The organism is Marinobacter sp., assembly GCF_040882185.1.
GTDB lineage: Bacteria > Pseudomonadota > Gammaproteobacteria > Pseudomonadales > Oleiphilaceae > Marinobacter.
Genome location: NZ_JBBEBW010000032.1, coordinates 178,668 through 205,011 on the forward strand (window position 1 = coordinate 178,668; position 26,344 = coordinate 205,011).

Genomic DNA, 26,344 nt, shown 5'->3' on the forward strand with positions numbered 1-26,344 from the left:
GCGCCGCATTTGGCTTTTCAAGCCTGCTCATCGATTTTTGGTGCATCCTGAGCCTTTGCGACCACTACCATTGCTGGTCGTACCAGCCGCTCATTCAGGGTGTAACCCTTCTGAACTACGGCTACTACACTGTTGGGCTCAGCATTGGGTGAAGGCACCATGGACATGGCTTCGTGCAACTGGGGATCAAACGGCTCTCCGACCGGATCAATCTGAGCAACATTGAATTTCCTGAGACTGTTCATGAACAGATTGAGCGTCATCTCAGCGCCTTCACGGATCGTTGCGACCAACTCGCTGTCCACTTCCTTGCCTTCTGTATTTTCAACAGCTTTCTCGAGACTGTCGGCAACCGGCAATAGCTCCTTGACGAACTTCTCGACTGCAAATTTATGCGCCTTCTCAACGTCGATCTCGGCCCGGCGACGCACATTCTGCATTTCGGCATGAGTCCGGAGCATCTGTTCCTGATACTCCTGCACCTGACCTCGCAGAGCCTCAACTTCGTCTTTCGTCAGCTCAGTCGGCTCTTCCTGTTGCCCGGGCTGCTGCTTGGGCGACTGTTCGGGCTGGTCCACTGGCTGTTCGTTGATGGCGTCTCTCAGCTCTTTCTCCGGATCGTCGTGGCGATTTTCGTCCGCGCTCATGAATTACTCCTGCTCAAATCATGTTGAACCGGCGACCGCCGGCCATCTTTAATAACTTGGTGTCGGATATGGGGCCGGTTAGTCCGGTTTCAACCTCATACAAATCACAAAGCGATGATTTGCAAACATGGAAAACACTGTATATATTCACATATACTGTACGTAAAAACAGTGCTGTTACTAAAACGACGAGCACGATGCACACCGAAGGAGAACGGCATGCTCACACAACTGACGGTATCCAACTACGCCATCGCAGAACGGGTCGAACTGCAGTTCAGTGGAGGCATGACGGCTCTCACCGGCGAAACCGGCGCGGGTAAATCCATAGTGCTGGACGCGCTGGGGTTGGTGATGGGTGGTCGCGCGGATGCTGGCGCGGTGCGGCACGGGGCCAAACGAGCTGACATTACGGCCAGTTTTGATGTCACCCATATTCCTGAGGCCATCGGCTGGTTGTGTCAGAACGATCTTGATGATGATGCCCACTGCATTCTTCGTCGTGTGATCAGCAAAGACGGTCGCTCGCGCGCCTACATTAATGGTCAGCCCTGCCCGCTTAGTCACTTGCGGGAACTGGGCAGCAACTTGATGGACATACATAGCCAACATCAGCACCAGTCACTGCTTCAGAAAGACACGCACCGCAAGCTGCTTGATGAATTCGCCGGAGCTGAGGCCCTGGCGCCAGCTGTTAAAGCCGCCTGGAAAGACTGGCACAAGACCCGTAGCCGCCTCACCCAACGCCAGCACAATGCCGATGAAGCCGAAGCGCGATTACAATTGCTCCGGTACCAGGTTGAAGAACTTGATCGCCTTGCGCTTGAAGTAGATGAACAAACCCGTCTCGAAGAAGAACAGGCCCAACTAAGTCATGCTAATGATGTACTGCAACGGAGCCAGCAGGCGGCCCTGCTCTGCACCGAAGATGAAACCAATGCCGCCCACATGGTCAGGCAGGCGCTGACCCAACTGGAGCAGTTGCCGGTAGAGGTAGCCGCCTTGTCAGAAACCCTTCAGATGCTGAATGAAGCCTACATTCAATTAACTGAAGCGGGTGACAACCTCCGCCATTTTATCGAAGACTATGATGCCGACCCCCAACGCCTCGCAGATGTGGAGGAGCGTTTGAGTGCGATCTACCAGATGGCCCGGAAGCATCGTATTCATCCCGAGGAATTGCCTGAACTTCACCAACACCTGTCAGAGGAGCTTGCTTCGCTTGACCAGGGTGAGGGTAGCATCGAAAAACTGGAAGAAGAGCTGGCGGGGCAGCTCGATGCCTATCGTGAATTGGCCAATGAACTATCAGCTCTTCGACATAGCGCGGCTGGTGAACTTGACCAAAAAATAGCGGCTGAACTGGTTCAGCTAAACATGCCAGCTGTTCAGTTTATCACTCATCTGAACACGCAGACGGATGCCGATCCTTCACCCCAGGGCTACGAGGATATCGAGTTTCTGGTCAGCGCTAACCCCGGCCAACCAGCAAGACCGCTCGCCAAGGTAGCCTCGGGTGGCGAACTTTCGCGCATCAGCCTGGCCATTCAGGTTGTGGTGGCACAAACATCTACCACCCCGACCCTGGTATTTGATGAAGTGGACGTGGGCATTGGCGGCGGCACAGCCGAAGTCGTGGGTCGGCTGCTGCGTACCTTGGGGTCAGGCGGCCAAGTGCTTTGCGTCACCCACCTACCGCAAGTCGCAGCCCAGTGTCATCAGCACCTGTTTGTCAGCAAGTTTACGGAAAAAGATGCCACGTTCTCCAAAATCGAAACTCTGGATGACACTGGTCGCATAACGGAAGTTGCCAGGATGCTGGGCGGCGTAGACATGACTGAGCAAACCATTGCCCATGCCCAGGAAATGTTTAGCAAGGGCCAGGCAACCCATCACTAAACGATTCGATTTCACTTTCCCCTCTCGACCCTGAGAGATTTTCGGGTAGGCCTTCGGGCCTACCCTTTTTTTGGTGGTTTTTATAACGCTGATACAGGCAGGGCTCAGGACTTTCGGGGCTTAACGTAAAGAATCAGGCTGTGGTCAACAATCTCAAAGCCGTGCTCTTCTGCAATTTTCTGTTGACGCTCTTCAATCACCGGATCACAGAATTCCACGACTTTCCCGGTCTGCATGCACACCATATGGTCGTGGTGATCATCACCCGCCATCTCAAATACCGCGTGCCCACCTTCGAAATTGTGACGAAGAACCAGTCCTGCCGCCTCAAATTGAGTCAACACCCGGTAAACAGTGGCCAGACCAACATCGTCACCCTGCTCCAGAAGCCTCTTGTAGACATCTTCGGCACTGAGGTGATGATTATCGGAGTTTTCCAGAATATTGAAAATCTTCACCCTGGGCAGCGTTACCTTCAGACCTACCTTGCGTAATTCGACGTTTTCAGATGACATGATGCTATTCGCTCTTTGGTGTACCCTTGGCTTCCGGTATCATAGCGATCACTAAAGCCGGTTAACCCGTGTCACACCTGCCCTTGGCAGGCGATTCAAAGATAGAGGATTTTCCCCACTGATGCAAAAGCTTGCGACACTTCTGCTTACCGCCATTGTTCTCGCTGGCTGCTCCTTCCCTGGCGTATATAAAATCAATGTGCAACAAGGCACTATCCTGTCTGAGGACGAGCTCACCCAGCTCGAAAAAGGCATGACACGGCAGCAGGTTCGGTCAGTACTGGGATCGCCTATTATGCTGAATCCGGTCGACCCGAGCCGTGAGTACTACACGTACACGTTCCAACGGAGTGGTGGTGAAATCAAAGAACAACAGGTGATCGTTTACTATGAGAACGATACCTTCATCAATTACGAAGCCCAACTGCTTGAAGAGACGCCCGCCTACTGAGAAGCGTCAGGCTTTTTTCTTGCTCGGTTTAAACGCGCCTGCTTGGGGTCAATCTTCAGCGGCCGATAAAGCTCTACCCGGTCGCCGTCCCTGAGCTCATGGGCTTTCGGGGCCTTTACCACTTTGCCAAAAATGCCCATATCCACGGTCTCAAGATCAATTTCAGGGAAAACCGAAACAATACCGGATTGCATCGCAGCCTCGAATGCGGTGGCTCCCTCATGAACCTCCACTCTGAGTATCTGCTGTTTCTCCGGTTTTGCGTAAGCCACTTCGACTAGCATTGCTTTTCACCTGCCCGAAAACGTTACTTATACAGTTCATCTGCACGGCGACAGAAAGCATCTACCATGGTATTTGCCGCTTGGCTAAATACCGGGCCAAAAGTCATCCGTGAAAGTGCACCGGAAAACTCAAACTCCAACTGCAATATTACCTTGCAGGCGTCATCCGCCAACGAGTGAAAATGCCAGGTTCCCCGAAGGCTCTGAAAGGGCCCATCAACAAGTTTCATTTTGATCGTCTTCGGAGCCATGAGCTGGTTCTTGGTAGTCAGCCGCTGCCGAATGCCGCCACGGGCAACTTCGAGCGAAGCGGTAATTTCAGAGTCATCCTGTTGATGAACCTCGGTAGAGGCGCACCACGGCAGGAACTCCGGGTAACGGGGAATATCATTTACCAGCGCATACATCCGCTCGGCGGAGTGCATGACCAATGCACTTTTATCAATCTGATGGGCCATAGAGGGCTGGTTTTCCTGTACAAGGGCAATATAAGAGCAGCGAGCGTTCATTATCACACGCTATGGTAGAGCAATTCATCCCCCGGTTCTGTTTCACCCCGGTCACCATTCCGATCCATTTGGGGCGACAAAGGAGGTAAGTCCGGCACCAGGGGAACCGGCACGGGCGGCTGTGGCAAGCCTGGGATTATAGGCTCCAGCGACGGCATAGCGGGAGGAGCATCCTTGTCGAGAGAGGAGTCCGATGAACCACGCTCGGAGGAACCGCACCAGAAAGCCGTCTTATTCTCTTCGCACATCGCCCTAAAAGACGATACGCCATAGGAGGCACCGATATAGACAATCACCAGAGGCAATATCAGTCGAATCACCCAGAACCAGACTGCTGATAGCAGTGCAGGAGTTTTCCCGATCAGCGAAAGAGCGTTAGCCCTTCCCAACTGCCAACCCACAAACAGCGCAATAGCGATACTGACCAAAGGAATCAACAGACCGCTAGCCAGCAGTTCCACCCAGCGAAAAATGGTGCCTCCAGCCCAAGTGAGATCTGACCAGATATTAAACGAGTAAAGGGTCCCAAGCCCCGCCAGCCATGCCAACACACCCATCAGAAACGCTGACCAACCTCTGGGCGCCCCTATCCATTCCTGAAACCAGCCAATAACCGGCTCCAGTAAGGCAAGAGTCGACGTCCAGGCGACCAGCAAAACAGCAACGAACATGACCGTAGCCACGAATTGCCCAAAAAGAACATTCGAAAGGCTGCCCGGAAGTGCCAGAAACACCAACCCGAACCCCTGCCCCGTCTCGTCGGCACCGCCCTGGAATACCAACGCGTAGATAACGAGACCGGCCATAATCGCGATCAACGTATCCATAAGGACCACCGCGATTACGGAGCGCTTGAGTGGGGCGTCAGAAGGCATATAGGAGCCAAAGACCACCCATACGCCCATACCTAGCCCCAGCGTATAGAAGGCATGTGCCAAAGCCATCTGGAGACTGTTCCAGCTCAACTGGCCGGACCGCAGACCGAGCATATGATCAGCCGCCAGACTAAGCTCGCCATAAAAATAGCTATATACCAGCAATGCAAGCAACAGCATGAAGAACGTCGGCATAATCACCCGGAACGCGCGCTCTAACCCATCCGTCACCCCCTGCATCGAGACCACGATAACCAGTACAAGGAACAGCACATGCCATGCCATGAAATCCCGGTATTGCGACGGATTTTCCACCAGGTCTGAGAGAATCAGACTGATTTCGGCATCGGACGCACCCACGAAAAACCCCAGCGCACCGAAAAATACATACGCAAGACAGATGCCGCCTATGACAGCAGTAAAGGACAACACCAGAAAACCGGAGAGAATGCTGAACCGGCCCGCCCACATCCAGCACCGGGAAGCCTGGGTAGAACGAATAAGGCCATCAAGTGACAGCACTAACCCATGGCGGGCGCTTCGGCCCAGAGCAGTTTCCGTCAGCATCAGCGGGAGGGTAACCAGCAGCAGGCATGCAATGTACATCAACACGAACCAACCGCCGCCATTGGCGCTGGCCAGATACGGAAACTTCCAAAGATTACTGAGGCCAACCGTGGCACCGGTGGCCGCCCAGAAAAACGTCGAGCGCCTGGTCCAGGAACCGATCACCGTATTGTAGGGAGTAGGCATCCAACATCCTGAGTCTTTAGAAGATGACATTGTAGCCGAAAGGGGCGGACGCGTTAATTAACCTGTATAGCCGATTTCGTGACCACGCCGGTAGTACTGCGCTACAATGCGCGGCTTTCACACGGCCAATTTACGAATCCCCTCGGGATTCCGCAACTCCAGATCAGGCATCCATGAGTAAAAAGAAACCGGGCGCGTCCAGCGGCACCATTGCCCTGAACAAAAAAGCCAAACACGAATATCACATCGAAGAGCGCTTTGAAGCGGGCGTGGTATTGCTTGGCTGGGAAGTTAAATCCCTGCGCGCTGGCAAAGGGCAACTGACCGATGCCTATATACTGCTGAAAGACGGTGAAGCTTTTCTGCTGGGCGCGCATTTCATGCCATTGACCACCGCATCGACTCATGTCATCGCAGACCCCACCCGCACCCGAAAACTGTTGCTCCATGCCCGGGAACTGGGACGTCTGATCGGCCAGGTGAACCAGACCGGCCATACCTGCATTCCGCTGGCGCTCTATTGGAAAAAAAACAAAGTTAAATGCGAGATTGCCCTGGTAAAAGGCAAGAAGCAATTCGACAAGAGAGCCACTGAGAAAGAACGCGACTGGAACCGCCAGAAGCAGCGCATCATGCGTGACGCAAACGCCACCGGCTGAAATCTGTAGCGAATACGGCCTCTTTCCCGCTCCCGCTGTCAGGCCTATACTGATCTGCTTGGGTGGGGGCGCGTTTTCCTGCCGTAGCCGACTCGTCAAAACGCACGGCTCACCCTCTCGCACATGGACAGAAGAGAGGGCCTGATGATTTCACCAAACCCTGAATCGCTCAAATACACCAAAATGTCTGCCGTTGATCGATCATGGCTTCGAATGGAATGCACTGAAAATCCGATGATGATTTCGGCGGTGCTGATTTTCGAGCAGCCCATCGCGATGTCGCGATTGCGCCAGGTGCTTGGTGAACGCTTTCTGAGATTCCGGCGCTTCCGCCAGCGAATCTACCAGAAAGGCGACAAAGTCCACTGGCAAGACGACCCGCTGTTTGATCTCGACAACCATGTTCACCGTGTCGCCTTGCCGGGCAAAGCTAACAAACAGAGCCTCCAGCGCCTCACCAGCGATCTCAACAGTACGCCACTGGACTTCAACCATCCGCTCTGGCAGATCCACTACATTGACAATTATGAGGGCGGCTGCGCATTGCTGGTCCGTATCCATCACTGCATTGCCGACGGTATATCCCTGGTCCGTGTAATGCTTTCCCTGACGGATAGCAGCCCGGAGGCCAGTGATGCGCGAGTATTCAGACTGCCATCCCTGACACCACCGGTGATCAATAAGAGCTCCTCGCTCCAGCGGGCGGTCTCACAGGTATCTGACCTGAGTCGCACAGCCTTGGGCCAGTTGGCTCTGCTCGGTCAATCCATCCGGAAAGACGCCCGCTACCCCATAAAACTGGCAGACACTGCTGGCAAGATCGCGATGGAATGTTTCAAGCTGTTATTCCTCCCCAGCGAACCACAAACCGGCCTGACCTTGCCCTTATCCGGGCGTAAGCGCGTCGCCTGGGCCGACCCGCTGAGCCTGGCGGAAGTCAAAGTGTGCGCGCGAGCCCTGAAAGGAACAGTGAACGACGTTCTGATGGCCTGCGCCACCGGTGCACTCCACAAACACTTCAAGGAGACCGGCGAGACAATACCGGAGAGTGGCTTACGGGTAGCGGTGCCCTTCAATCTTCGATCCTTGCGCCAGCCCATCGAAACCCTCGGCAACCAGTTTGGCCTTGTATTGCTAACGTTACCCGTGGATGTGGACTGCCCCCTGATGCGATTCCGCCAGGTTCAGGAGCACATGAACCGCCTCAAACGCTCTTATCAAGCACAGGTAACATACAGTCTGCTTGACCTTTTCGGACGGGGCCCCGACATACTTGAACGCAGGGCGCTCAAACTACTCAGCCAGAAAGCCTCGGCGGTACTGACCAACGTGCCCGGTCCCAAGAAACCCGTCTATCTGGCGGGAGCCAGACTCAAACAGCCAATGTTCTGGGTGCCCCAAACCGGCAGCATCGGTATCGGTATGAGCATCTTCAGCTACGCCGGCACAGTGCAGTTCGGCATGACCATCGACAAAAACATCAAGGCCAACCCCGACGAACTCATGGTTTATTTCCGGGAAAGCTTCCATGACCTCCAGGACCGGGCGCTACAGCACCAGCAGCAAAACCGCCAGCAGGCTAAAGAAAATACCGGCCAAGCCTCCATTTTATAGGTGTAAGACGCAGGCTTCAGCCAAAAACAAAGCGGGTTATCCCTTGAAGTGAACGCAACCGGACGCATATACTGCAGCTAAGGGGACGACATGGCTTCGACGCTGGTTGCAAACCCTTGGGTGCATGTCGAGATGGCAGCCAATCTCGTTAATCCAAAGCTGCAAACAAATAGTCGCAAACGACGAAAACTACGCACTAGCAGCGTAAGCTGCTAGTCGTCCTGACCGAGGCGCCTGTAACTCGGAAGCTACATCTCAGGACGTCATCGCTTACAGGCTGCTTCGCTATCCAGAGTTCACTGGCTAGCGACTAAGATTTAAAGAACTCGCCTCTTACACCCTGACCTTCGGGTCGTTTGAGGTTAAATCAATAGAAGGAAGCTAAGCATGTAGATCTTAAGGCAGAGTACTGGCGGACGCGGGTTCAATTCCCGCCGTCTCCACCAACCAAGAGTTTCAGGAGGTCCAGCGAGATCCACTGAAACGCCCTAAAGCCCCGGAAACGGGGCTTTTTTATGCCTACCTAATCCATATTGATCCATTGGCATCCACGTTCACTTGTGGGTAACACCGTGGCCAGCGTAATTCGTTGCTCATACAGAGCCTCCAGCACAGTGCCCACGTAGCTCTTGCCAAAGACTCTAACCGGCTCCTTGAAGCGAAAGTGGGTATCGCCGGAGCTTTCCTGTTCAGGCGCCAGCAGATTTCCCGCAAATCGATTCGCTGCCACTTCGTTGGTGCTATGACTATGGAACTCGTCTCCGTCGACAAGGCTCTCGCGGTGAGGTAGCAGGTAGATGCCCCAGCTCATGCATCATTGTGAAGGCCTGCGCACCTTCGGATTGCTGTTTCTTGATGATGACCGGAAAGCTGTCATTGATTCTTTTCTTCAAACGGCGGCCACTGCCGGGCTGCATGCACAATACGCAGCACGCGTACAATATTGCCAGTCAGGTCATAAACCAGAATATAGTTCTGATGCGCAACCAACTCGCGTGTGTCTGCCACGCGCCCCGCCCGACCAAGATCCGGATGATCGACCAGGTGTGCAACTTTCTCTGAAAATAACTCATCCAGGACCAACGCGGCGGAAGGATTATCAGCCTCAATGAAATCATAAATATCGTCGCGGTCTTGTATTGCCTCCGGCGTCCAGAACAATTCCATCACTCAGAGGTTTCAGAACGACGTCGCGTCGCTGCTCGACGGGCCGCAAATCTGGCTTCTACCTCGGCGGCTGGCACCAGGTTGCCAGCATTCGCTGAATCCAGGCCAGCTTGTACCTGGCGGCGAAACCAGGCGTCATGTTCAGCCACTTCTTGCTGTTGTTGTATAAACTCACGCATGAAGTCTCGAAGCAGCTGAGCCCCACTACGGTCCCGGGATTTGGCGGCCTGGGTAAACTGGCTTTTCAAAGCATCATCGACACGGAAGGTAAACGTGGCTTCACTCATGGTTCATCCTCATGTGTTACAACATTAGTGCAAAGTAACACCTTGGTTGTTTTCCGTCCACTACTTCCATAAAGTTGCAAGGGCGCTTAGCTACGTTGATAGGTTCTGATCATGCACCATAATCCTTTGCGCATACCCAAAAAGGAGTTGCAATGCCTGGCCCGGACTTCACCGAAGTTGAGCGCTCCTTTATTCAATGAACTGAAGCAAGAAGGCTGGGATTACATTGAGGACGCTCTGGATTCCCCTTCCGTCACCCATCGCGAGACCTTTGCCCAGGTCATCAAGGAGCCTCTGCTTCGTCGCCGGCTACAGACATAATGCTGGCTGCTGTCCAGTTGCAAGTTGGCCTGATACAGGTCGCGTGGAGTTTTTCGAATTCGCGCTGAAACTGCAGAAAATAAAGATACCGATACCTTTATCTACGCACCCAACTGTCCCAATCGGGCAGCCTCCACGATTTCAATCCAGTAACCATCCACATCCTTGATGAAGGCTACGTCGCGCATTTTGCCCTGCTCCGGGCGCTTCACATAGGTTAGGTTATTGGCATCAAACCAGGCGATGGCGGCATCTAGGTCAGGTACCGAGAAGCAAATGTGACCAAAACCCTGCGGTTGGGCATTGCCGTCGTGGTAGGCAAAATTGTCCTCGGTCTCGGTTCCCCAGTTGTGGGTAAACTCGAGAATCCCGGTCTGGCTGAAGGTCCAGACGGTTCGGTCGCTTTGGGCTTCAGGGACGTTCTGATCTGGCTGTACTTTGGTGAGGAAATAAAGTGAGAACTGCATCTCTTCGAAATCGAGCCGGCGCAGTACGGTCATGCCCATCACGTGGGTGTAGAACGCCAGGGATTTCTCAGGGTCTTTAATGCGGAGCATTGTGTGATTGAGGCGAAACCCCTCCGACTCTTTGGTGGGTGTTTGAACCCCGGGGTAATTCTCACCAGTGAAGCCCATGATTTAAGTCCTCTATTGTTTGGCAATGTGATTCGAAGTAACGAGTTAGACTGTCCCCTGCTTGAGCATCTGGCCCATCTTTTCGGCCTGTCTCAACGCCAGCGCCACAATGGTCAACGTTGGGTTTTCCGCCGCCGAGGTGGTGAACTGGCTACCGTCGGAAATGAACAGGTTGGCAATGTCGTGGCTCTGGCCAACACCGTTACAGACTCCGTCCGGTGCCTTCTCGCTCATACGGCAGGAACCGAGATTATGGGTTGATGGGTACGGAGGCGTGCGAATAGTCTCCAGCGCATCAACGGCGTTATAGATCGCTTCGCCTCGTTCAAACGCGTGTTCACGCATGGCGATATCGTTCTCGTGATCATCATAGTGCACGTTGGCCACGGGCATACCGAAGGCATCATTGATATCAGTATTCAGCGTGATGCGGTTGGTTTCACGAGGCATGTCCTCCCCCACCAGCCACATACCGGCCATATGATCGTACTGATCCATGGCGTGGGTGAAATCACGCCCCCAAGCACCAGGGTTCAGGAACGCGGCCATGAACGGCAGCCCCAGCGAGAGGGTTTCTATCTCGTAGCCACCGACAAATCCACGGGCTGGATTATGATGGGCCTCATCCTGAATGATCCCGGCCATGGTGGTACCACGGTACATATGGACCGGTTTCTCGAAGGTAGCGTATACGGAGCCTGTCATATGCCGCATATAGTTGCGTCCAACCTGACCGGAACTGTTTGCAAGACCGTCCGGAAACATGCCCGAGGCGGAGTTCAGAAGCAGTCTGGGCGTCTCGATGGAGTTGCCTGCAACGGCCACCACCCGGGCTTTCTGGCGCTGCTCCTTGCCCTCCTTGTCGAAATAGACCACGGCGGTCACCCGACCTTCGTTGTTGTGTTCAATCCGGGCAACGTGGGATTCGGGGCGCAGCTCCATATGCCCGGTCGCAATGCCTTCCGGTAGTTCGGTATAGAGCGTTGACCACTTGGCACCAAAACGGCAACCCTGGAAGCAGAACCCTCGTTGCTGGCAAGCCAGTCGGCCATCGCGGGGCTGGCTGTTTATCGCCATATGGCCAGTGTTACAGCTATAGCCCAGCTTCTCGGCACCGGCATGCATTACCTTGAAGTTGTTGTTGCCAGCTAAGCCACCGATGTCGTTGGTACGGGTTACTCCCATCCGGTTTTCGGCATTGGCGTAGTATGGTGCCAGCTCATCGTAACTGATCGGCCAGTCCAGCAGATTGGCGCCCTTCACGGCACCGTAAGTGGTCAGCGCCTTGAATTCATAGGGCTGCAATCTCAAGCTCGCTCCCGCCCAGTGGATGGTGGTTCCGCCCACCGCTTTCACGATCCAGGCGGGCAGACCGGCGAAGTCTTTGGCGAGGCGGAAGCTACCGGAAGTAGTGCGCGGATCAAGCCAGGCGAGCTGGCCAAAGGAGGCCCACTCATCGGCCAGAAAGTCAGCGGTCGTGTGCAACGCGCCAGCTTCCAGAACCACAGTATTGATGCCCTGTTGAGCGAGGCCGTTTGCCAGGGTTCCGCCGCCGGCGCCAGATCCGATGACAACCACAACGCTGTCGTCATCGTGAGAAAAGGTCTTTTGTTGTTCGGTCAGTGACATGGGTCTCTCCAGACTGCATTTTTATAAGAGTTATTGATGAGAGTGGCCGGAATTCAGGTAGGTTTGATTCCGCTATCTACTGCGCTCGGATTCGGTAACCAATCGAGATCATCGAACCCTGCGTGCAGGTAGCCGCCGTCACCCGCCGCACCTTCGTAACCGAAATGTGCGAATGCCAACTCGTTGTTATAAAGCGATACCACCGCAGTGCTCCGAATGGTTCCGAAGAACGGGGTTCCGACCATGGATTCCACGTGGCGGAATTGTTCACCGACTTCGAGCCCGGCCCAGTTGCCTCCGGCACGGCGGTTCAGTTCTTCCACACCCTCTGATAACAGCGCGTGAACGGCGCGATCAGCCGATGCTTTATCCAGATCCCGGACCACAAAAGCGTAAACGGCATCCTCCAATGAGTCGTGGGGGAAGATGTGCCGGGTAACCTTGAGAATGGTTTCGCCCTCGGCGGTGGTAAGACTGTTCAGGGGCATGGACCAGGCCCTGGACGGGGCCAGTAAGGCTATCGCGCCATTGCTGAAAGCCAGGGTACCGATAAGGACGTTTCTGCTGTTTCTGAGAAAACTTCTACGGGATAGTGACATGTGCACTCCTGCAAGGCCTGCGCAAGTCTGTCTGCACATCTTGACGGCTTCAGCCCTGATTTGTTGTTGTGGTTGTGGCGTTTTCTTCTGGAGTGATTTCAGAGTAGACAGGGACAACCAACGCCGGGTAGGAAAATTTTTGGTTTTCTTAATTCCAATAAATGGAATACTGATACAGTTGAATGGGTCTACGTTTGAGGGTCCACGTTTGGGGGTCTACGTTTGGAGAGCTACCATGCACGATCGTTTCCGACTACTGAAGATTTTTGCCACCACGGCCCAATGCACCAGCTTCAGAGACGCGGCTTTCCAGCTGGGGACCTCTCCACAGACCATCAGTCGAGCTGTAAAAGAGCTTGAGGACCAACTTGGCGAGCTGCTGTTCCACCGCAGTACCCGGCAGATACAGATCACACAGTTTGGTGCGCGGTTCCTGCAGGAGGCGAACAGTCCGATTGCTGAGCTGGAAATGCTCTTCGAACACTCACGACCTTCCAGAGCCGAACTTTACGCCGGGAGGGTTGGCATAACCGCGCCCCATTCCGTGGGGCGCAGTCACGTCCTGCCCCTGATCGAACCGCTCATCCGTGAGGCACCTGAATGCCTCATAGACCTTCGACTTGAAGATGAGGTGACGGACACCGTCGGTGCGCAGATCGACATCGGCATCCGTGTCGGCGCACTTCGGGATAATCGTTTTGTTGCCCGTCAGGCGGCCCAGGTGCCTCTGATGGTGGTGGCAACCCCAGAATTGGTCCGCCAGGTTGGCGAGCCCCGATTAGTCGCAGATCTTATCCGTAAACCGGTTTCTGGCCGGGTGGACCGGAACTCCGGGAGAATCTGGCCCTGGCGGTTTAATGGCTTTACCCACGCACCGCCATCGCCCCGCTTTGTTTCCGATGACCCGGAAACAGAATTCCAAGCGGTTCTTAACGGCTGGGTGTTTGGTCAGATTGCGGCCTTCCTCGTCATTCCCTACATCCGCGAAGGACTGCTTGTTCCGGTTCTGCGACAGTTCGAGCCGCCCCCGCTGCCATTGTATGTTTACCGGCCACAGCGCGGGCCGGTTCCTCCCAGAGTCAGAAAGGTGTTCGACACCCTCACAGAGAGCTTCGCTGACGAGGAGCGATTCCCCACCCGGGTGTGATTAGCTCAGAAAGCTGCCAACGCTGGCGCATGGCATATTCACTCTTTGAAATAGACCACCTGATGGGTCGTTGCCAGCAGCGTGCCGTCATTGCTCCACACTTCAGCGCTCTGATCAGAGAAGCCTTTGCCAAAGTGGTTGGCCCAGGCAACACCCAGTATGTGGTCGGTGCCCACGGCAGCCAGTTGCTGCTGATCGGCATGAAAATAGGTGGTCAGGGAGACAGTGCCAATGGGTACCAGCTTCGGGCGACGGATGTAGATGCGGGGGAAGAACGCATCACACAGCGCCGCGAGGGATACGAAATCCAACGGACGGGGCGGTTCGTCGCGCATCCATAGGCGGCTTTGAGACGGTTCATTTTTGTTGGGCTCCCCAAACAACTCGCCGTCAATAAATCGCATGTCATAGTTGCGAGTCCACGGGGGACGCCCTGCCTTCTCAAAAAACGTCAGGTCGGATGCCAGCGGCACCTCCGGCAGGTTTGCTTCTGTCGACGTCCAGGTTTCACGGCGGCGAGCCGTCACTGCGGTAGCGAAAGCCACGACCTCACCTTCCTGCATCATCTCCACCCACCAGTGCTGGCTGCTCCGGTTGGTCCGCAAGGGCCTGGCACGGACCTCGAAATTGCCATCAGCGACTGGAGCCGCGAAGTTCACTGTGAGTGCGAGCGGCTCACCAAGAAGCTGCTGATGACATAACACGGCCTTGAGAAGGGTCGCCCCGGTAGTACCACCAAACGGACCCACCATATTGGCGTAGGCGGAACTGGTCGCCCCCTGCCAGACCCCTTGTTCCAGCGGTTTCAAGTTGACTGATTGATCCAGCGGGTGAACGGATGCTTCGTTATTTGTCATGACTGCCTCGTTACCGAATTGTCTGCCGACGAGTAACCGGACTCACGTCCGGTATTCGACCTTGACGATTATAGTTGCATATACAATACTTGTAACTACAAATACTACGCGGAGGCTTCCATGAAGGTCAAACATCCGGAATCCGAAAGGCCTGAAACCGACAAGCCAAAGCCCAAGGGTTGCACCAACTATCGCATAAGACAGTTAATGCGCCAGGTGTCGCAACATTACGATACCGAGCTGGCCCGGGCGGGGCTTAAAGGCACCCAGTACGCGCTGATGGGGCATCTTATCCAATTGGGTCCCGTGCGTCCCGGCGAACTGGCGAAGGTGTTGAAGATGGATGCCTCCACGCTAACGCGCAACCTCAGACCCCTACTGGATGCCGGCTGGCTCACCCAGGCTCCCGGACCGGATCGCCGCAGCCAGACAGTATGCATTACCGACGCCGGCCGCGAGAAATGGGCCGAAGCAAAAGCACACTGGAAGCGGGCCCAGCGGCATATTAACGACATACTTGGCCAGGAAAGGGTCGTAGCGCTGCATACATTGATCGATGAATCCCTGGATCTGCTCCAACCCCATGAGCCGGGAGCGCCACACTTATGACAGCCCCTGCCCGTGCAGCTCCCGCACCCGCCATGACCCGAACCGAGCAAATGCTGAACCGACCGGCGCTGCCGCTGATTCTGACCATGGCCGCGCCAAATGCCGTCGCCTTCCTCGTCCAGGGTACAGTGAGCATGACCGAGGTCTGGTTTATCGGTCATCTGGGTACCGAAGCCCTGGCGGCCATCGCCCTGATGTTTCCGGCACTGATGCTCATGCAGATGCTCTCCAACGGAGCCATCGGTGGTGCCCTCAGTAGTTCCGTGGCGCGAGCCCTGGGTCGTGATCGCAAGGACCAGGCCGAGGCATTGATCTGGCATGGATTGGTGATTGCCCTGGCCGCAGGTACTTTGTTCTGGCTGATCTGGTGGTTCGGCGGCCCCGCCCTTTTGCAACAGTTAGACGTTGCCCCCTTGGTCAAAACAGAAGCCATTCTTTATGGTCACATCCTGTTTGCCGGCGGTATGACGTTGTGGTTGATGGGGACTGTCGCTGCGATTTATCGGGGCATGGGGGAAATGCGATCTCCGGCAGTGGTGATGGTACTGGGCTCTTTTGTGCAGATACCACTTTCTGGAGCGTTGATTCTGGGTTGGGCCGGGTTGCCAAAGCTGGGGGTTGCCGGCGCTGCGGTATCGGTGGTGCTTAGCATGGGGCTGACGGCCCTGGTGCTTATTGGCGGACTGGTTCGCGGTCGCCAGATATTGCAACTCCGGCGCTCGGCCTTCCAGTTACAAAAGGCACTCTTTGCGGACATTTTTCGGGTGGGTGCTTTGTCATCCCTGTCTCCGGTGCTGACGGTTCTGGCCATCGCCACGGTGAACGTGATAGTCAGCAGCTTCGGAGCCACCGCCCTGGCGGGCTACGGCATTGCGGCTCGCCTGGAGTTTCTGTTGATTCCACTGGTATTCGGCATTGGTGCAGCCATGACCGCCATTATTGGAACCAATGTGGGCGCTGGCCGTATCGCCCGGGCAGAACAGGTGGGTTGGACCGGAGGTGCGCTCGCTGCAGGGCTAACCGGCAGCATAGGCCTGGTACTCGCCCTGGCCCCTCATCTCTGGGCTGGCCTGTTTACCGACGACCCGGAAACCTTCGCAGCCGGTGCAAGATTCCTGCAGATTGTCGGTCCGTTCTTCCTGTTCCAGGGGTTGGGGCTGGCGCTTTATTTCGGTTCTCAGGGCGCTGGCGAAATCCGGTGGCCGATCTTTGCAGCGCTGGTCCGATTCGTGGTGGCTATTGGCGGAGCCTCATTGGCCGCCTATGGGTTCGGTTATGGGCTGGATATGGTCTACGCCTGCATCGCAGCCGGCATGCTGCTGTTCGGGGTCATTACCGCTGGTGCCATCCGGCTCGGGGCGTGGCGATCACCAGGCCCCAGGGCTCTTGCGGCCAATGAGCATTAAGTCAGGTCCGGGGATTGCCACCTACCCGATTTACCCTCTGACCAACTTCAAAACCCGATCCAGCATCGGATCCCGCCCCTCTTCCCGACCTTTTCTGCCCAGAAACTGCAACCGGATATGCGGGGGGATGCCGACGTCTTCGTATATCTGGCCGTCGTACGACCGGTAGATTTCGTTGGACAGGGTGAGGTGCCAACCATTCGGGAGGTGTCGCTCCAGCGTGTCGGAGAGTATGCCCTGGGTGGGCTCCCCGATCAGGGTCAGGCGTGGGTGCTGGAGTAACGCCAGCACAAAGATTTCGGCAGCGCTGGCCGTGAGCTCGCTGGTCAGAACGTACAGATTTCCCCGGTACGTTTCGGCGTTGGGTGGGGTAACGTGTATTTTTTGCTGGCCTGTGAAACCGTTTCCGTGGCGTGCGGATTTACTGAATGCGAGTCGCTTTCTATCCATCAGATGGGAGGCAAAGCGCAAAGCCACTCCGTCGTACCCACCGCCATTGCCCCGGATATCAACCACAAGGTTAGGCAGATCGCCGAGCTCTGCCAGCACAGTTTTCATGACCGCCGCCGTAACCTTGAGATCATCCGCGGGGTGACCTATCTTGCCGCTTTGTCCCGCCATGGCACGGATGTTCAGGTAACCAGTGGTGGCGCTGAGCTGACCCCAGTCAACCGTGTGATTGGCGCCATGACGAACACCTCCCCCGAGATAATCGTCCTGAATGAGATCGTGAAGCCGCTCCCTGAGTTCGCCGAGATAATTCGCAATTCCACGGTCATCGTGGGCGCCTTCCAGCTCTGACTCCAAGCGTTTGTAGAGCGCTGGCCGTGCACCCGCGCTGTAATGTCCCCAGGGGGTATACAGGCGAATATGACCGTCTCGGAGCGGGCGCAGCATGGCCGCCATATTGGCGAACAGGGTTTCCCGTGGACAGCTAGGGTCTATGCGGGGACGGAACGTATGGTATGACTGGTCCCATACAACGCCTTTGAGCTCAAAGAGCGCATAGTGTTCAGCGAATGTGTGCCAGAAGAGGTCGAAGTTGTACTCGGGATCGTTACTCTCCTTATTACGCTCATCAAAAGCGGTAGGCGGGAGCGCCTTCAAACGACGAAAACCTATTCGTGTCACACCCGTCGCACGATGTGCGCTGAATGACTGCTTTCGGGGTGATATCTGCACATCTTCAAAATACAGCGCGAGCTCCGCCTGGGTACCAGAATAGAGCTTCCGGCAACTGACAGCGGTCTCTTCAAAAAATACGTAGCGCCCACCCTCGATGAGCAGGATTTTCCCATACCCCTGTGATCGCCACACGCCTTGAAGCTGACTGAAACTTTCAGCAGCTTTGGTCGCTTCGTTCGGGTTTGCGAATGTCATAAATCAGTCACCCCGCGCCACTACGCTCAAAAGCTGCACACGCCCTCTGATTAGCATAGCATCCGGTTTTCAAAGCGCCTTATCCTCGCTGCCACCCGGGGCCAGCATTGCCGTTATGTAACTGCTTCTGCCGTGCGGCATGGGACCGCTTAATGATAACTTTACGGGTGTCACTGCGTTGACCACGTAAACTCGGAATTGAGCAGGAACTGGCCATGAGCACTTCGAACGACCTGACAAATATGGAACAGTTACTTGACCGTATCCGGAGTTCTGCGGAAGACAGGGACCGGGTATCCGTAGGTGACATTCTCGACGCCGTCGGCAAACGGTCTTTTGGGCCGATAGTTCTCGTGGCTGGGCTTATTACGCTGGCACCGCTGATTGGAGATATACCCGGGATCCCTACCCTGCTTGGCCTGGTGGTTGTGCTCACCCTGGGGCAACTGATGTTTCGTCGGCGTCATATTTGGTTACCAAACTGGATAACCGCTCGCAACATCCAGCGTGACAAGCTCACCAAAGGCCTGGACTGGCTCCATAAACCCGCTCGCAAACTGGATAAGCTCACCCGGCCACGCCTAATATTCCTGGTGGAAGGCCCGGGGCTCTACGTGATGGCCGCTCTGTGTATGGCTGTCGCGCTGGCCATGCCCGCGATGGAAGTGATCCCATTCAGTGCCAATGGCGGTGGCCTTGCGCTGATGGCATTCGGCCTGGCTATTATCTCGGGCGATGGTCTCGTAGCGCTCATCGCGACTATCGTCACGGCGGGTACCGGCTGGGTGATATTCAGCAACCTACTCGGTTGAGGCTTTCTTCTCTGACGTACCTTCCAGACGAAGTTCACTCAAAAACACACTTTGTGCCGCTGGCAGATCAGACACAAAAAGGCCCAGCCGGCTAAGGTTTGCCATATCCATCAGGCGGTCCGCAGGGGCTGACTCGATTGCGGACAACTCAATCCGGTAGATATTCCGGCCCGGGTCCACCAGGAGCCTGATATTGAAACGGTCATCGAAGGCATTGTCACTACGATCATGCACTGTGTCGTTTACGCGGAGCGTCATCTCGATCGGCGCGGTATCAGGATTATGGAGCTCAAAGACCAATTGCTGGTATCCCCGCCAATCTCGCGGCATGTTGTTGAGAAAGGCTCCTGAGTACTTCCCGGTCCCCAGTCTAACTTCCAGGCTTTGACCGGAGTTTCCCCCGAACGCAGGCATCCGGGCTACATCACCACTCCAGTAGTGAGTTGGCTGGGGCTGGTTAATATCAAAAACCACCGGTAGTTGTCGGGCCATCTGGTACCGTTGAAAACCGACTTCGGCGACGGGAACCACCTGAAACACCAATAACGTTGTGACGACTACCCTCAGGGGCCAAAGTGCAGCCGTTGGGGGCCACCTCCCCCGCCCTTGGGTCGGCCTGCGCCAAACCATAACCAGCCAGGCGCCAATCATATTGCGAAGTACGTCCTGCCAATCGAGATCCCGGCCTAGCCCATTTTGCACCAGTTCGATGACAGCACCTGTCAACAGGATGGCAGCACTCAGCCCCAACCACTGGCGCCAGCCGCCCACACCAAAGACAACCTGCCATGTCAGAACCGCCAGGCCAAAAAAAATCAAATGCCCAAGATTCCAGACTGAGCGATGTAATGGGCTCGAGGCCCAGTCCGGTCCGCCGATAAAAAACAACGGGAACAACACGCATAATGCCAAACCGAGAACAATCGGATTGTTTGCAAACCTGAATGTCATTAATGAAGCTTCCTAAAAAAACCCCAAACCGAGGTTTGGGGTTTTTGATCGTTCCGGAATGCCCAACTCACTCATCGAGGGAATCAACACCCGAACTTGCCTGAAGCTCCATCGGCGGCACCCGGTCGGCCCCCCAGCTACGGTACACGTGGCCTATAACCCGCTGGAGTTCGTCCTCCGTAACGATTGCCAGTTCGCCACGTTCAAGAGGGTCAAAGTGAAATATGTAAAGCCTCGAGGCGAACTGCTCAAAGGGCAAGGATGCCTCACCGAACCTCTCACCGTAACCCGAGGTACTGACCACCACGTCATCCCCCCAATTCTGACCACTGTCGTTATTCGGGTTGAAGAAGTACACCCGCATTACCTCCTGGGGGTCCAGGGATACGCGCAAGACAGTGATCGCGTGCCAGCCGATAAACCGTGCAGCGCTATCAGTTACCGCAATACCCGCAGGCTGCGGGTGGATCAGCGGTTGATTACCGTTGTAGTAAGGGTGATAGCTGGCATAGAAATGGCGCAGGAAATCCTCAAGGCCATCCAGTTGCCCGGTGGCAACATCCACGTTGATCCTGAATCCACGTCCCGACCACCAACCGTGGAATTCCGGATTCACCCAGCGGTGGGGGTCCCCTTCCCGGCCAATACATCGGCGACCCATCTCGGCATAGATGCGATCCAGATGTGGCACAACGAGCAGGGAGACCGGGTCCAGATCTATAGGCAGATTCGCCGCCACGCCTGAAAGGCTCTCCCTGGACGAGATTGGCTGTCCCTCAAAATGGATGATGATCTCATCGTCCCGGGCGGCCCAGACCACCATCTGTAACAGATAATCCGGATCGTTATAGGCCCACATCGACATCGCCCGCGCTGACTGACAGGTAGGGTTGTTGCCCTGCCCCACGCCCAGCGGCTGACCCAGCATACACAACACCCCTTCCATCAGGCGCGCACGGGGCGAAGGGTTATCTCCGTAGGCCAGGTTCAACCGCTCACAGGAATAATCAGATAGCGGCAAAGCCACTTGCCGCCAGAGTGCTGGAGCCACCGGCGGCTGATAAAGAATGCCCCGTTCCAACATAAGCGCCAGACCGTATATGCCCTGAGCTGTACGGGGGTGAATACTTTCCTCGACAATCGCCTGAACCAGGTCGTCGTAGCACAACAGGCAATCGCGACCCGTGCTTGAAAGTCCAAGCGCCTCAGCAAGCAAGTGAGTGCTGTGCCCCAGCAAATGCCGGATCAGGACCGCATGGTAAGGCGACACCAGGCCAGTATCATGCATGGCTCGGGCGAAACCGGTGGCTTCATACTGGAGAGCTCCAGCATCCATGGATTCAAGACGTTCACGATAAAGGTCGACACCGGGATCTTCGCGGCACGCCTGAGTAGTACCGTACAAGCTGCTGATCAGGCGGTCGGCGCCCTGTCCGCTGGAACCCAGTTCAATATCCGGATTAGCCCGACAGACTGCTATCTGGGTGACCATCTGTTTGATGCTGTCGACCTGAATCGGCCGCTGCTGAAGGATACGCCAGATCTCGTCGATCAGCTGGTCGATAACATGTTCATAACCGATTCGTTCTGCCAGATGCTTGACGAGCGATTGGCTAAGCGTTGCCAGACGACCCTGAATCTCACGGGCTTCCTCGCTGGGAGTACCAAATAAGAGCTCAAGGTTGATGGCCAGCACTTGGGTCAGGTAATGGTGCGCCTGCTCCACCGACATGGAAGGATGCTCGTAATCGCCCATAGCAATTGCGAGCAGTCGCAATTCGCTGACTGCCTCTATCACAACGGTGTCAGCCTGAGGGCTTTTCAGGGAAAAGGGTGTGAGTGAAGGCACCAGAAACTGGGGATTTGCCCAGTCGGAGCCCTGAAAAATTCCGGACTCTTCGAACTGTCGGGCGCGCTGCTCGATTAACGAGCAGCCACCCTCTTGCATCAAAACGCGCTTGGTTGCTTGAAATACGCGGCCCACTTTCATGGGTTTGGCAAAATCCGGCGCTTCCGCCAGCGACTGCAAGGCCTCATCCAATCGTTTGGATAGGCTTTCCAGCTTGCCGGTATCAGCGCTACTATTAGCCTCTGAGTAACTCAAGCTGACTCCTCGTATCGGGTTGCGGCAACGACGAACTGCTTACCGCTGCCCTTTATTATACATAGAAATCGAGGTCTTCCTGACGCTTAAGCAAGTCGCGCATCACATGAGGCTCCTCACCGAAGAAGTATATCAAACCCCAGTGCGTACCAAATGCTGTTCGCTTGGTTACCGTCTCTTCAACCGGCGGTGTCAGTTCATGGGACTCGAAGTATTCATGATCTTCGGTCTCCGCTGGAATTTCCAGCTTACTGACGACCCGACGACGAGGATAGACCCCGAAACAGCCAGCAACCCCTTTGGCGTCGACCACTTCTTTCGGGAAGAAATTGGTGATTTCTTCCTCTGTAGTCTTTGGATCGAATGCCATGATCATACCTTGATAGGCGTTAAACCCATAGGCACGCTCTAACAGCTCAAACACCTTGAACCCGGGCGGACGATAAGCCACCTCACCAAAGTACATTTCACCATCGCTGGTGACAAAGTATTCTGGATGAATAAAGCCAAACTCAATATCAAAGGTCTTGATCAGCTTCTCGATCTGCCGGGTGATAGCCTCCCGGTATTGTTCGAGTTCGGGCGTCGCCGGTACAAAGACCGAATAGCCGAGAGTGACATACTCGGAGATATTGAGGAACCGGATTTTGCCATTGTGAACCCAGGCTTCAACCGCAAACTCCCAACCATCAAGATGCGACTCCATCAACACCGGAAATTCTTCTTCCGGAATGCTATCGACTTCATCCGGGGTGCGAATAACCCGGTGACCAAGGCAGCCAGCTTTATCGAAGGCCTTGAGGTGAATCGGATCGTTCGGGTCACCATCCAGCTTAAGTAGGGTCTGATTGACTCGCTTCAGGAACCGGATCACGTCACCCTTGTCGTGCGCTTCCTCAAAAATACCGACCCGGATACCGCCCAGTTGAGCTCGACGCTTCATGAGCGCCTTGTCGCGAAGCAACATGGCCTGACCGAAAAGACGAGGGTTATCCATCAACACCGAGTTGATGGCGCCAGCCCACTCAACGGTCTCCTCGAACAGCGGAATCGACACATCCACACCCATATCCTGCAGGGTTTGGGCAATCTCCATTGAGCGGTCGTTCAGGCGTTCAAAATTCCAGGGCACGTAGGGAATATCATGCTCTTTGCAATAGGTCTCAGCCCAGTCCGGCGCCACAACCACATAGCGTCGATCAAACCGTTCAGCTGCCTCAACAGCATTCAGACTCCAACCCAAAAGTGCGACATAACCTTTGTTCGGATCCCGGTTTACAGTCTCTCGCTTAGCCATTCAAAGTACCTCTTGCTGCGACATGTTTCGTTACAAAGGTACACGTTTCTGCCCTGTATTAGAAATCCAAAACCTGGGCCTGGACCATGGAAAAGCCCTGAAAGCCATGCAGCATCAGAGCTATAGCAACAACCAAACAAATTCGTTTAGCGACTAGTTTGAGCTGCTAACTGGTCCTACCAGTGAGTCCTAAAGTGCTCAGAGTTCGCGCTCGAATATCTCTCAGCAAGGCTTCGTCGTCCACAAGGGACTTGCCATAGGATGGCACCATGGTTTTCATTCGCTCCTGCCAGGCGGAATCTTTCATGCGCTCAGGGAAGCACCGTTCGATTACGTCAATCATGGCATGAGCTGCGGTGGAGGCACCGGGAGAAGCGCCCAGAAGAGCGGCGAGCGTGCCGTCTTTCGCGGCGACAATTTCAGTACCAAACTCAAGCTTGCCATCCCCATCGGGGCCTTCCTTGATAATCTGCACCCGCTGACCCGCGGTCTGTAGCTTCCAGTCCTTTTCGTCAGCGTCGGGATAAAAGTTTTTCAGAGCGTCAACGCGGTCTTCGTGGGACTGAAAAACCTCACCAATCAGATAACGCGTCAGGTCCATGTTGCTCTTGCCTGCAGACATCATCGAGCGCAGGTTATTGGTCTTGACCGAGCCAAATAAATCGAACATCGAACCCTGTTTCAAGAAGCGGGTAGTAAAACCGGCGTAAGGACCAAACAGCAATGCCGGCTTACCATTGATAATCCGCGTATCCAGGTGAGGGACGGACATCGGCGGCGCGCCTACTGGCGCCTTACCGTAAACCTTGGAGCGGTGTTGTTTAACAATCTCAGGTTTCTGACATACCAGCCACTGGCCGCTAACCGGGAACCCTCCGTAACCATGGGACTCGTCGATACCGGATTTCTGTAACAATGGCAGAGCGCCACCGCCGGCACCAAGGAATACGAAGCCAGCTTCCAGTTTTGTGGTCACCCCGGACTTCTCATCCCGCACCCTGACCTTCCAGCGACCGTTATCTCGCTGGGCTATGGAGCGTACCGGGTGGCCCAGCATTAACTCGAAGTTGGGCTTGCTTTGCAGGTATTCCACCATGCTCCGGGTCAGGGAACCAAAATCCACGTCGGAACCGTGTTCAACCCTGGTAGCGGCAACCGGTTGCATCGGGTCCCGGTGATTAACCACCAGCGGCATCCATTCTTTCAATTGCTCCGGCGAGTCAGAGAAGCTCATCTCGCGGAACAGGTGATGGGCGCTGAGCTTTTCGTAACGCTTACGCAGAAACTCGACGTTATCCTCGCCCCAGACAAAACTCTGATGAGGCGTCTGGTTGATAAATGATGAAGGCTTAGGCAGCATGCCCTGCTCCACCATGTACGACCATAATTGCAGCGACACTTCGAACGACGCGTTGATCGTCAGCGCCCGCTGGATCTCGACATCACCTTCCTCGGTTTCGGGGGTGTAGTTGAGCTCACAGTAACCAGCATGCCCGGTGCCTGCGTTGTTCCATCCATCGGTGCTCTCATGGGCAACGTGATCAAGACGTTCTACCATGATGATGTCCAGGGACGGATCGAGCTGCCTGAGCATCGTGCCGAGGGTGGCGCTCATGACGCCACCGCCGACCAGCACTATATCTGCTTGTCTAGCGGACATTAGTTTCTCACTTTAGCAAGTTGGAAATCGGGCCGATTATCCCGCTTTTCTTTCGATTAATAAAATGCCTTTAACATATGAATGAAAGCCGGACAGTTAAACCGCAACCACACTAGTGTCCCGACCGGCTAATGGGTTAATCAACTGAGCCGCTGGAGTTATAGCGACGAGTAGCCTCCCAAGCCTTACTTTCGCAAACTACCTGAGGTATTTTGTCTTCCTTTTCACTGCTTGCACCGTGGGTTACACAGGAGTTTTCTGCTCCGCCCGCTTATTAACTGAGGTTCTACGATGACAATGGCTTTTCTGGCAATTCTCGGCGGGCTTGTACTGCTGGTCTGGAGTGCTGACCGGTTCGTGGAGGGGGCAGCTGCCACCGCCAAGCACGCAGGGATGCCCCCGTTGTTGATTGGTATGGTGGTCATTGGGTTCGGTACATCTGCGCCGGAAATGGTGGTGTCTGCCATGGCAGCTTCCGATGGCAACCCTGGTCTTGCGCTCGGTAACGCCTACGGCTCGAACATAACCAACATCGCGCTGATTATTGGTTTGGTGGCGTTAATCAGTCCGATCAACGTGCACTCTCAGGTTTTGCGTAAAGAACTTCCCCTGCTGTTTGCGATCTCGTTACTGGCTGGCTGGCAATTGCTGGACGGCGAGCTCAGCCGAATAGACGCCTGGGTTCTATTGGGTGCTTTTGCGGTGGTGATGGGCTGGTCGATCATCCAGGGCATGCGCAAAGGCCCTGACGCGCTGGCAGGCGACGTTGACAACGAGATGATTGCCCACCCCATGGCGCTAAACAAGGCACTGATGTGGCTGGTTATAGGGCTGGTACTGTTGGTGGTGAGTTCCCGCGCACTGGTCTGGGGAGCCGTAACCGTGGCTCAAAGCCTCGGGGTAAGCGATCTGGTCATTGGCCTGACGGTCGTAGCCATTGGCACCTCCCTGCCCGAGCTTGCCTCATCACTCATGGCCATCAAAAAAGGCGAACACGACCTGGCTCTGGGAAACATCCTGGGCTCCGGCATATTCAATACTTTGGCAGTTGTGGGTATCGCTGCAGCGATCCACCCTTTGGCGGTCGAATCTGCGGTGCTGTATCGGGACTGGACATTGATGACAGCCCTGACCGTTGCTCTGTTCATCATGGGTTTCGGTTTCGCTGGACGACAAGGCCGCATTAATCGTCTTGAGGGTTCAGCGCTGATGATGGTTTATGCCCTGTATACCGGTTATCTGATATCTACCGTTATTCCTTGACGGTTGACAGAGAA

Annotated in this window: 28 protein-coding genes and 1 other RNA gene; 11 read left to right on the top strand and 18 right to left on the bottom strand. The window is 55.1% G+C overall.

Features of this window, described 5'->3' with window-relative positions:
- Nucleotides 1–17: 17 nt before the first annotated feature.
- Entirely contained in the window at nucleotides 18–647 is a 630-nt protein-coding gene (grpE, locus tag WEB64_RS15855; RefSeq protein WP_368060510.1) for a nucleotide exchange factor GrpE, read from the bottom strand.
- A gap of 219 nt (nucleotides 648–866) precedes the next feature.
- Here grpE and recN point away from each other — a divergent pair, with 219 nt between their 5' ends.
- Nucleotides 867–2,546, top strand: coding sequence for a DNA repair protein RecN (gene recN, locus WEB64_RS15860; protein ID WP_368060508.1), 1,680 nt, complete (start codon nucleotides 867–869; stop codon nucleotides 2,544–2,546).
- 104 nt (nucleotides 2,547–2,650) lie between these two features.
- Here recN and fur read toward each other — a convergent pair whose 3' ends face one another.
- Nucleotides 2,651–3,061 (bottom strand): ferric iron uptake transcriptional regulator, encoded by a 411-nt coding sequence (gene fur, locus WEB64_RS15865; protein WP_368060506.1) that lies wholly within the window; start codon nucleotides 3,059–3,061, stop codon nucleotides 2,651–2,653.
- A 121-nt stretch (nucleotides 3,062–3,182) separates the two neighbouring features.
- Between fur and WEB64_RS15870 the strand changes: the two genes are divergently transcribed.
- Nucleotides 3,183–3,512 (top strand): outer membrane protein assembly factor BamE, encoded by a 330-nt coding sequence (locus WEB64_RS15870; RefSeq protein WP_368060504.1) that lies wholly within the window; start codon nucleotides 3,183–3,185, stop codon nucleotides 3,510–3,512.
- Here WEB64_RS15870 and WEB64_RS15875 read toward each other — a convergent pair.
- From WEB64_RS15875 to WEB64_RS15885, 3 genes are read right to left on the bottom strand one after another with little or no spacing between them, the layout of a single operon-like run.
- The gene (locus tag WEB64_RS15875) at nucleotides 3,506–3,796 is read right to left on the bottom strand and encodes an RnfH family protein (protein WP_368060502.1); all 291 of its coding nucleotides are present in this window, start codon (nucleotides 3,794–3,796) and stop codon (nucleotides 3,506–3,508) included. The genes WEB64_RS15870 and WEB64_RS15875 overlap by 7 nt on opposite strands.
- Before the next feature lie 23 nt (nucleotides 3,797–3,819).
- Nucleotides 3,820–4,254, bottom strand: a complete 435-nt coding sequence (locus tag WEB64_RS15880) for a type II toxin-antitoxin system RatA family toxin (protein WP_368060500.1) — start codon at nucleotides 4,252–4,254, stop codon at nucleotides 3,820–3,822.
- Nucleotides 4,255–4,307: 53 nt separating this feature from the next.
- On the bottom strand, nucleotides 4,308–5,933 hold the full coding sequence (locus WEB64_RS15885; RefSeq protein WP_368060498.1) for a sodium-dependent transporter: 1,626 nt from the start codon (nucleotides 5,931–5,933) through the stop codon (nucleotides 4,308–4,310).
- Nucleotides 5,934–6,106: 173 nt separating this feature from the next.
- Here WEB64_RS15885 and smpB point away from each other — a divergent pair, with 173 nt between their 5' ends.
- The 3 genes from smpB (at nucleotide 6,107) to ssrA (ending at nucleotide 8,652) form a co-directional block, all read left to right on the top strand.
- Nucleotides 6,107–6,592 (top strand): SsrA-binding protein SmpB, encoded by a 486-nt coding sequence (gene smpB, locus WEB64_RS15890; protein WP_368060496.1) that lies wholly within the window; start codon nucleotides 6,107–6,109, stop codon nucleotides 6,590–6,592.
- Between the two features lie 144 nt (nucleotides 6,593–6,736).
- A complete protein-coding gene (locus WEB64_RS15895) occupies nucleotides 6,737–8,206 on the top strand; it encodes a wax ester/triacylglycerol synthase family O-acyltransferase (protein WP_368060493.1) in 1,470 nt (489 codons plus the stop codon).
- An 81-nt stretch (nucleotides 8,207–8,287) separates the two neighbouring features.
- Nucleotides 8,288–8,652, top strand: a transfer-messenger RNA (tmRNA) gene (gene ssrA / locus WEB64_RS15900).
- Nucleotides 8,653–8,729: 77 nt separating this feature from the next.
- Here the strand turns inward: ssrA and WEB64_RS15905 are convergent.
- The 4 genes from WEB64_RS15905 to WEB64_RS15920 are packed head-to-tail and all read right to left on the bottom strand — an operon-like array spanning nucleotide 8,730 to nucleotide 9,660.
- The gene (locus tag WEB64_RS15905) at nucleotides 8,730–9,017 is read right to left on the bottom strand and encodes a hypothetical protein (protein ID WP_368060491.1); all 288 of its coding nucleotides are present in this window, start codon (nucleotides 9,015–9,017) and stop codon (nucleotides 8,730–8,732) included.
- Nucleotides 8,953–9,123: an ImmA/IrrE family metallo-endopeptidase gene (locus tag WEB64_RS15910; protein ID WP_368060489.1), complete on the bottom strand. Its 171-nt coding sequence runs from the start codon at nucleotides 9,121–9,123 to the stop codon at nucleotides 8,953–8,955. The genes WEB64_RS15905 and WEB64_RS15910 overlap by 65 nt, the downstream gene beginning before the upstream one ends.
- Nucleotides 9,080–9,373, bottom strand: a complete 294-nt coding sequence (locus tag WEB64_RS15915; protein WP_368060825.1) for a type II toxin-antitoxin system RelE/ParE family toxin — start codon at nucleotides 9,371–9,373, stop codon at nucleotides 9,080–9,082. Before WEB64_RS15915 ends, WEB64_RS15910 begins: the two co-directional genes overlap by 44 nt.
- A complete protein-coding gene (locus tag WEB64_RS15920; protein ID WP_368060487.1) occupies nucleotides 9,373–9,660 on the bottom strand; it encodes a CopG family ribbon-helix-helix protein in 288 nt (95 codons plus the stop codon). Before WEB64_RS15920 ends, WEB64_RS15915 begins: the two co-directional genes overlap by 1 nt.
- 111 nt (nucleotides 9,661–9,771) lie before the next feature.
- Between WEB64_RS15920 and WEB64_RS15925 the strand changes: the two genes are divergently transcribed.
- Nucleotides 9,772–9,981 carry a hypothetical protein gene (locus WEB64_RS15925; RefSeq protein ID WP_368060485.1) on the top strand — a complete coding sequence of 70 codons (210 nt, stop codon included), beginning with the start codon at nucleotides 9,772–9,774 and terminating at the stop codon, nucleotides 9,979–9,981.
- 101 nt (nucleotides 9,982–10,082) lie between these two features.
- On the opposite strand, the gene gloA is transcribed toward WEB64_RS15925, so the two are convergent.
- From gloA to WEB64_RS15940, 3 genes are read right to left on the bottom strand one after another with little or no spacing between them, the layout of a single operon-like run.
- Nucleotides 10,083–10,616: a lactoylglutathione lyase gene (gene gloA, locus WEB64_RS15930; protein WP_368060483.1), complete on the bottom strand. Its 534-nt coding sequence runs from the start codon at nucleotides 10,614–10,616 to the stop codon at nucleotides 10,083–10,085.
- 45 nt (nucleotides 10,617–10,661) lie between these two features.
- Complete coding sequence (locus WEB64_RS15935; protein WP_368060481.1) at nucleotides 10,662–12,245, bottom strand: GMC family oxidoreductase; 1,584 nt, start codon at nucleotides 12,243–12,245, stop codon at nucleotides 10,662–10,664.
- A gap of 53 nt (nucleotides 12,246–12,298) precedes the next feature.
- Nucleotides 12,299–12,844, bottom strand: coding sequence for a tat (twin-arginine translocation) pathway signal sequence (locus WEB64_RS15940; RefSeq protein ID WP_368060479.1), 546 nt, complete (start codon nucleotides 12,842–12,844; stop codon nucleotides 12,299–12,301).
- Nucleotides 12,845–13,079: 235 nt separating this feature from the next.
- Here WEB64_RS15940 and WEB64_RS15945 point away from each other — a divergent pair, with 235 nt between their 5' ends.
- Nucleotides 13,080–13,991 carry a LysR family transcriptional regulator gene (locus WEB64_RS15945; RefSeq protein ID WP_368060477.1) on the top strand — a complete coding sequence of 304 codons (912 nt, stop codon included), beginning with the start codon at nucleotides 13,080–13,082 and terminating at the stop codon, nucleotides 13,989–13,991.
- Between the two features lie 38 nt (nucleotides 13,992–14,029).
- On the opposite strand, the gene WEB64_RS15950 is transcribed toward WEB64_RS15945, so the two are convergent.
- Nucleotides 14,030–14,848, bottom strand: a complete 819-nt coding sequence (locus tag WEB64_RS15950; protein ID WP_368060475.1) for an acyl-CoA thioesterase — start codon at nucleotides 14,846–14,848, stop codon at nucleotides 14,030–14,032.
- Nucleotides 14,849–14,968: 120 nt separating this feature from the next.
- Between WEB64_RS15950 and WEB64_RS15955 the strand changes: the two genes are divergently transcribed.
- A complete protein-coding gene (locus WEB64_RS15955) occupies nucleotides 14,969–15,457 on the top strand; it encodes a MarR family winged helix-turn-helix transcriptional regulator (RefSeq protein ID WP_368060473.1) in 489 nt (162 codons plus the stop codon).
- The gene (locus WEB64_RS15960; protein ID WP_368060471.1) at nucleotides 15,454–16,863 is read left to right on the top strand and encodes an MATE family efflux transporter; all 1,410 of its coding nucleotides are present in this window, start codon (nucleotides 15,454–15,456) and stop codon (nucleotides 16,861–16,863) included. Before WEB64_RS15955 ends, WEB64_RS15960 begins: the two co-directional genes overlap by 4 nt.
- 30 nt (nucleotides 16,864–16,893) lie before the next feature.
- Here the strand turns inward: WEB64_RS15960 and WEB64_RS15965 are convergent, their stop codons facing one another.
- On the bottom strand, nucleotides 16,894–18,243 hold the full coding sequence (locus WEB64_RS15965; protein ID WP_368060469.1) for a S41 family peptidase: 1,350 nt from the start codon (nucleotides 18,241–18,243) through the stop codon (nucleotides 16,894–16,896).
- Nucleotides 18,244–18,458: 215 nt separating this feature from the next.
- Here WEB64_RS15965 and WEB64_RS15970 point away from each other — a divergent pair, with 215 nt between their 5' ends.
- Entirely contained in the window at nucleotides 18,459–19,055 is a 597-nt protein-coding gene (locus WEB64_RS15970) for an exopolysaccharide biosynthesis protein (RefSeq protein ID WP_368060467.1), read from the top strand.
- Here WEB64_RS15970 and WEB64_RS15975 read toward each other — a convergent pair.
- The 4 genes from WEB64_RS15975 to mqo all read right to left on the bottom strand — a co-directional run bounded on the left by WEB64_RS15975 (nucleotide 19,044) and on the right by mqo (nucleotide 25,067).
- Nucleotides 19,044–20,006, bottom strand: a complete 963-nt coding sequence (locus tag WEB64_RS15975; RefSeq protein ID WP_368060465.1) for a succinyl-CoA synthetase subunit beta — start codon at nucleotides 20,004–20,006, stop codon at nucleotides 19,044–19,046. The two genes, WEB64_RS15970 and WEB64_RS15975, sit on opposite strands and share 12 nt — an antisense overlap.
- 67 nt (nucleotides 20,007–20,073) lie before the next feature.
- Nucleotides 20,074–22,110 carry a hypothetical protein gene (locus tag WEB64_RS15980; protein ID WP_368060463.1) on the bottom strand — a complete coding sequence of 679 codons (2,037 nt, stop codon included), beginning with the start codon at nucleotides 22,108–22,110 and terminating at the stop codon, nucleotides 20,074–20,076.
- A 55-nt stretch (nucleotides 22,111–22,165) separates the two neighbouring features.
- Entirely contained in the window at nucleotides 22,166–23,407 is a 1,242-nt protein-coding gene (locus tag WEB64_RS15985) for an acetyl-CoA carboxylase biotin carboxylase subunit family protein (RefSeq protein ID WP_368060461.1), read from the bottom strand.
- 166 nt (nucleotides 23,408–23,573) lie between these two features.
- Entirely contained in the window at nucleotides 23,574–25,067 is a 1,494-nt protein-coding gene (mqo, locus tag WEB64_RS15990) for a malate dehydrogenase (quinone) (RefSeq protein ID WP_368060459.1), read from the bottom strand.
- A 291-nt stretch (nucleotides 25,068–25,358) separates the two neighbouring features.
- Here mqo and WEB64_RS15995 point away from each other — a divergent pair, with 291 nt between their 5' ends.
- Nucleotides 25,359–26,330 carry a calcium/sodium antiporter gene (locus tag WEB64_RS15995; protein WP_368060457.1) on the top strand — a complete coding sequence of 324 codons (972 nt, stop codon included), beginning with the start codon at nucleotides 25,359–25,361 and terminating at the stop codon, nucleotides 26,328–26,330.
- Nucleotides 26,331–26,344: the final 14 nt, after the last annotated feature.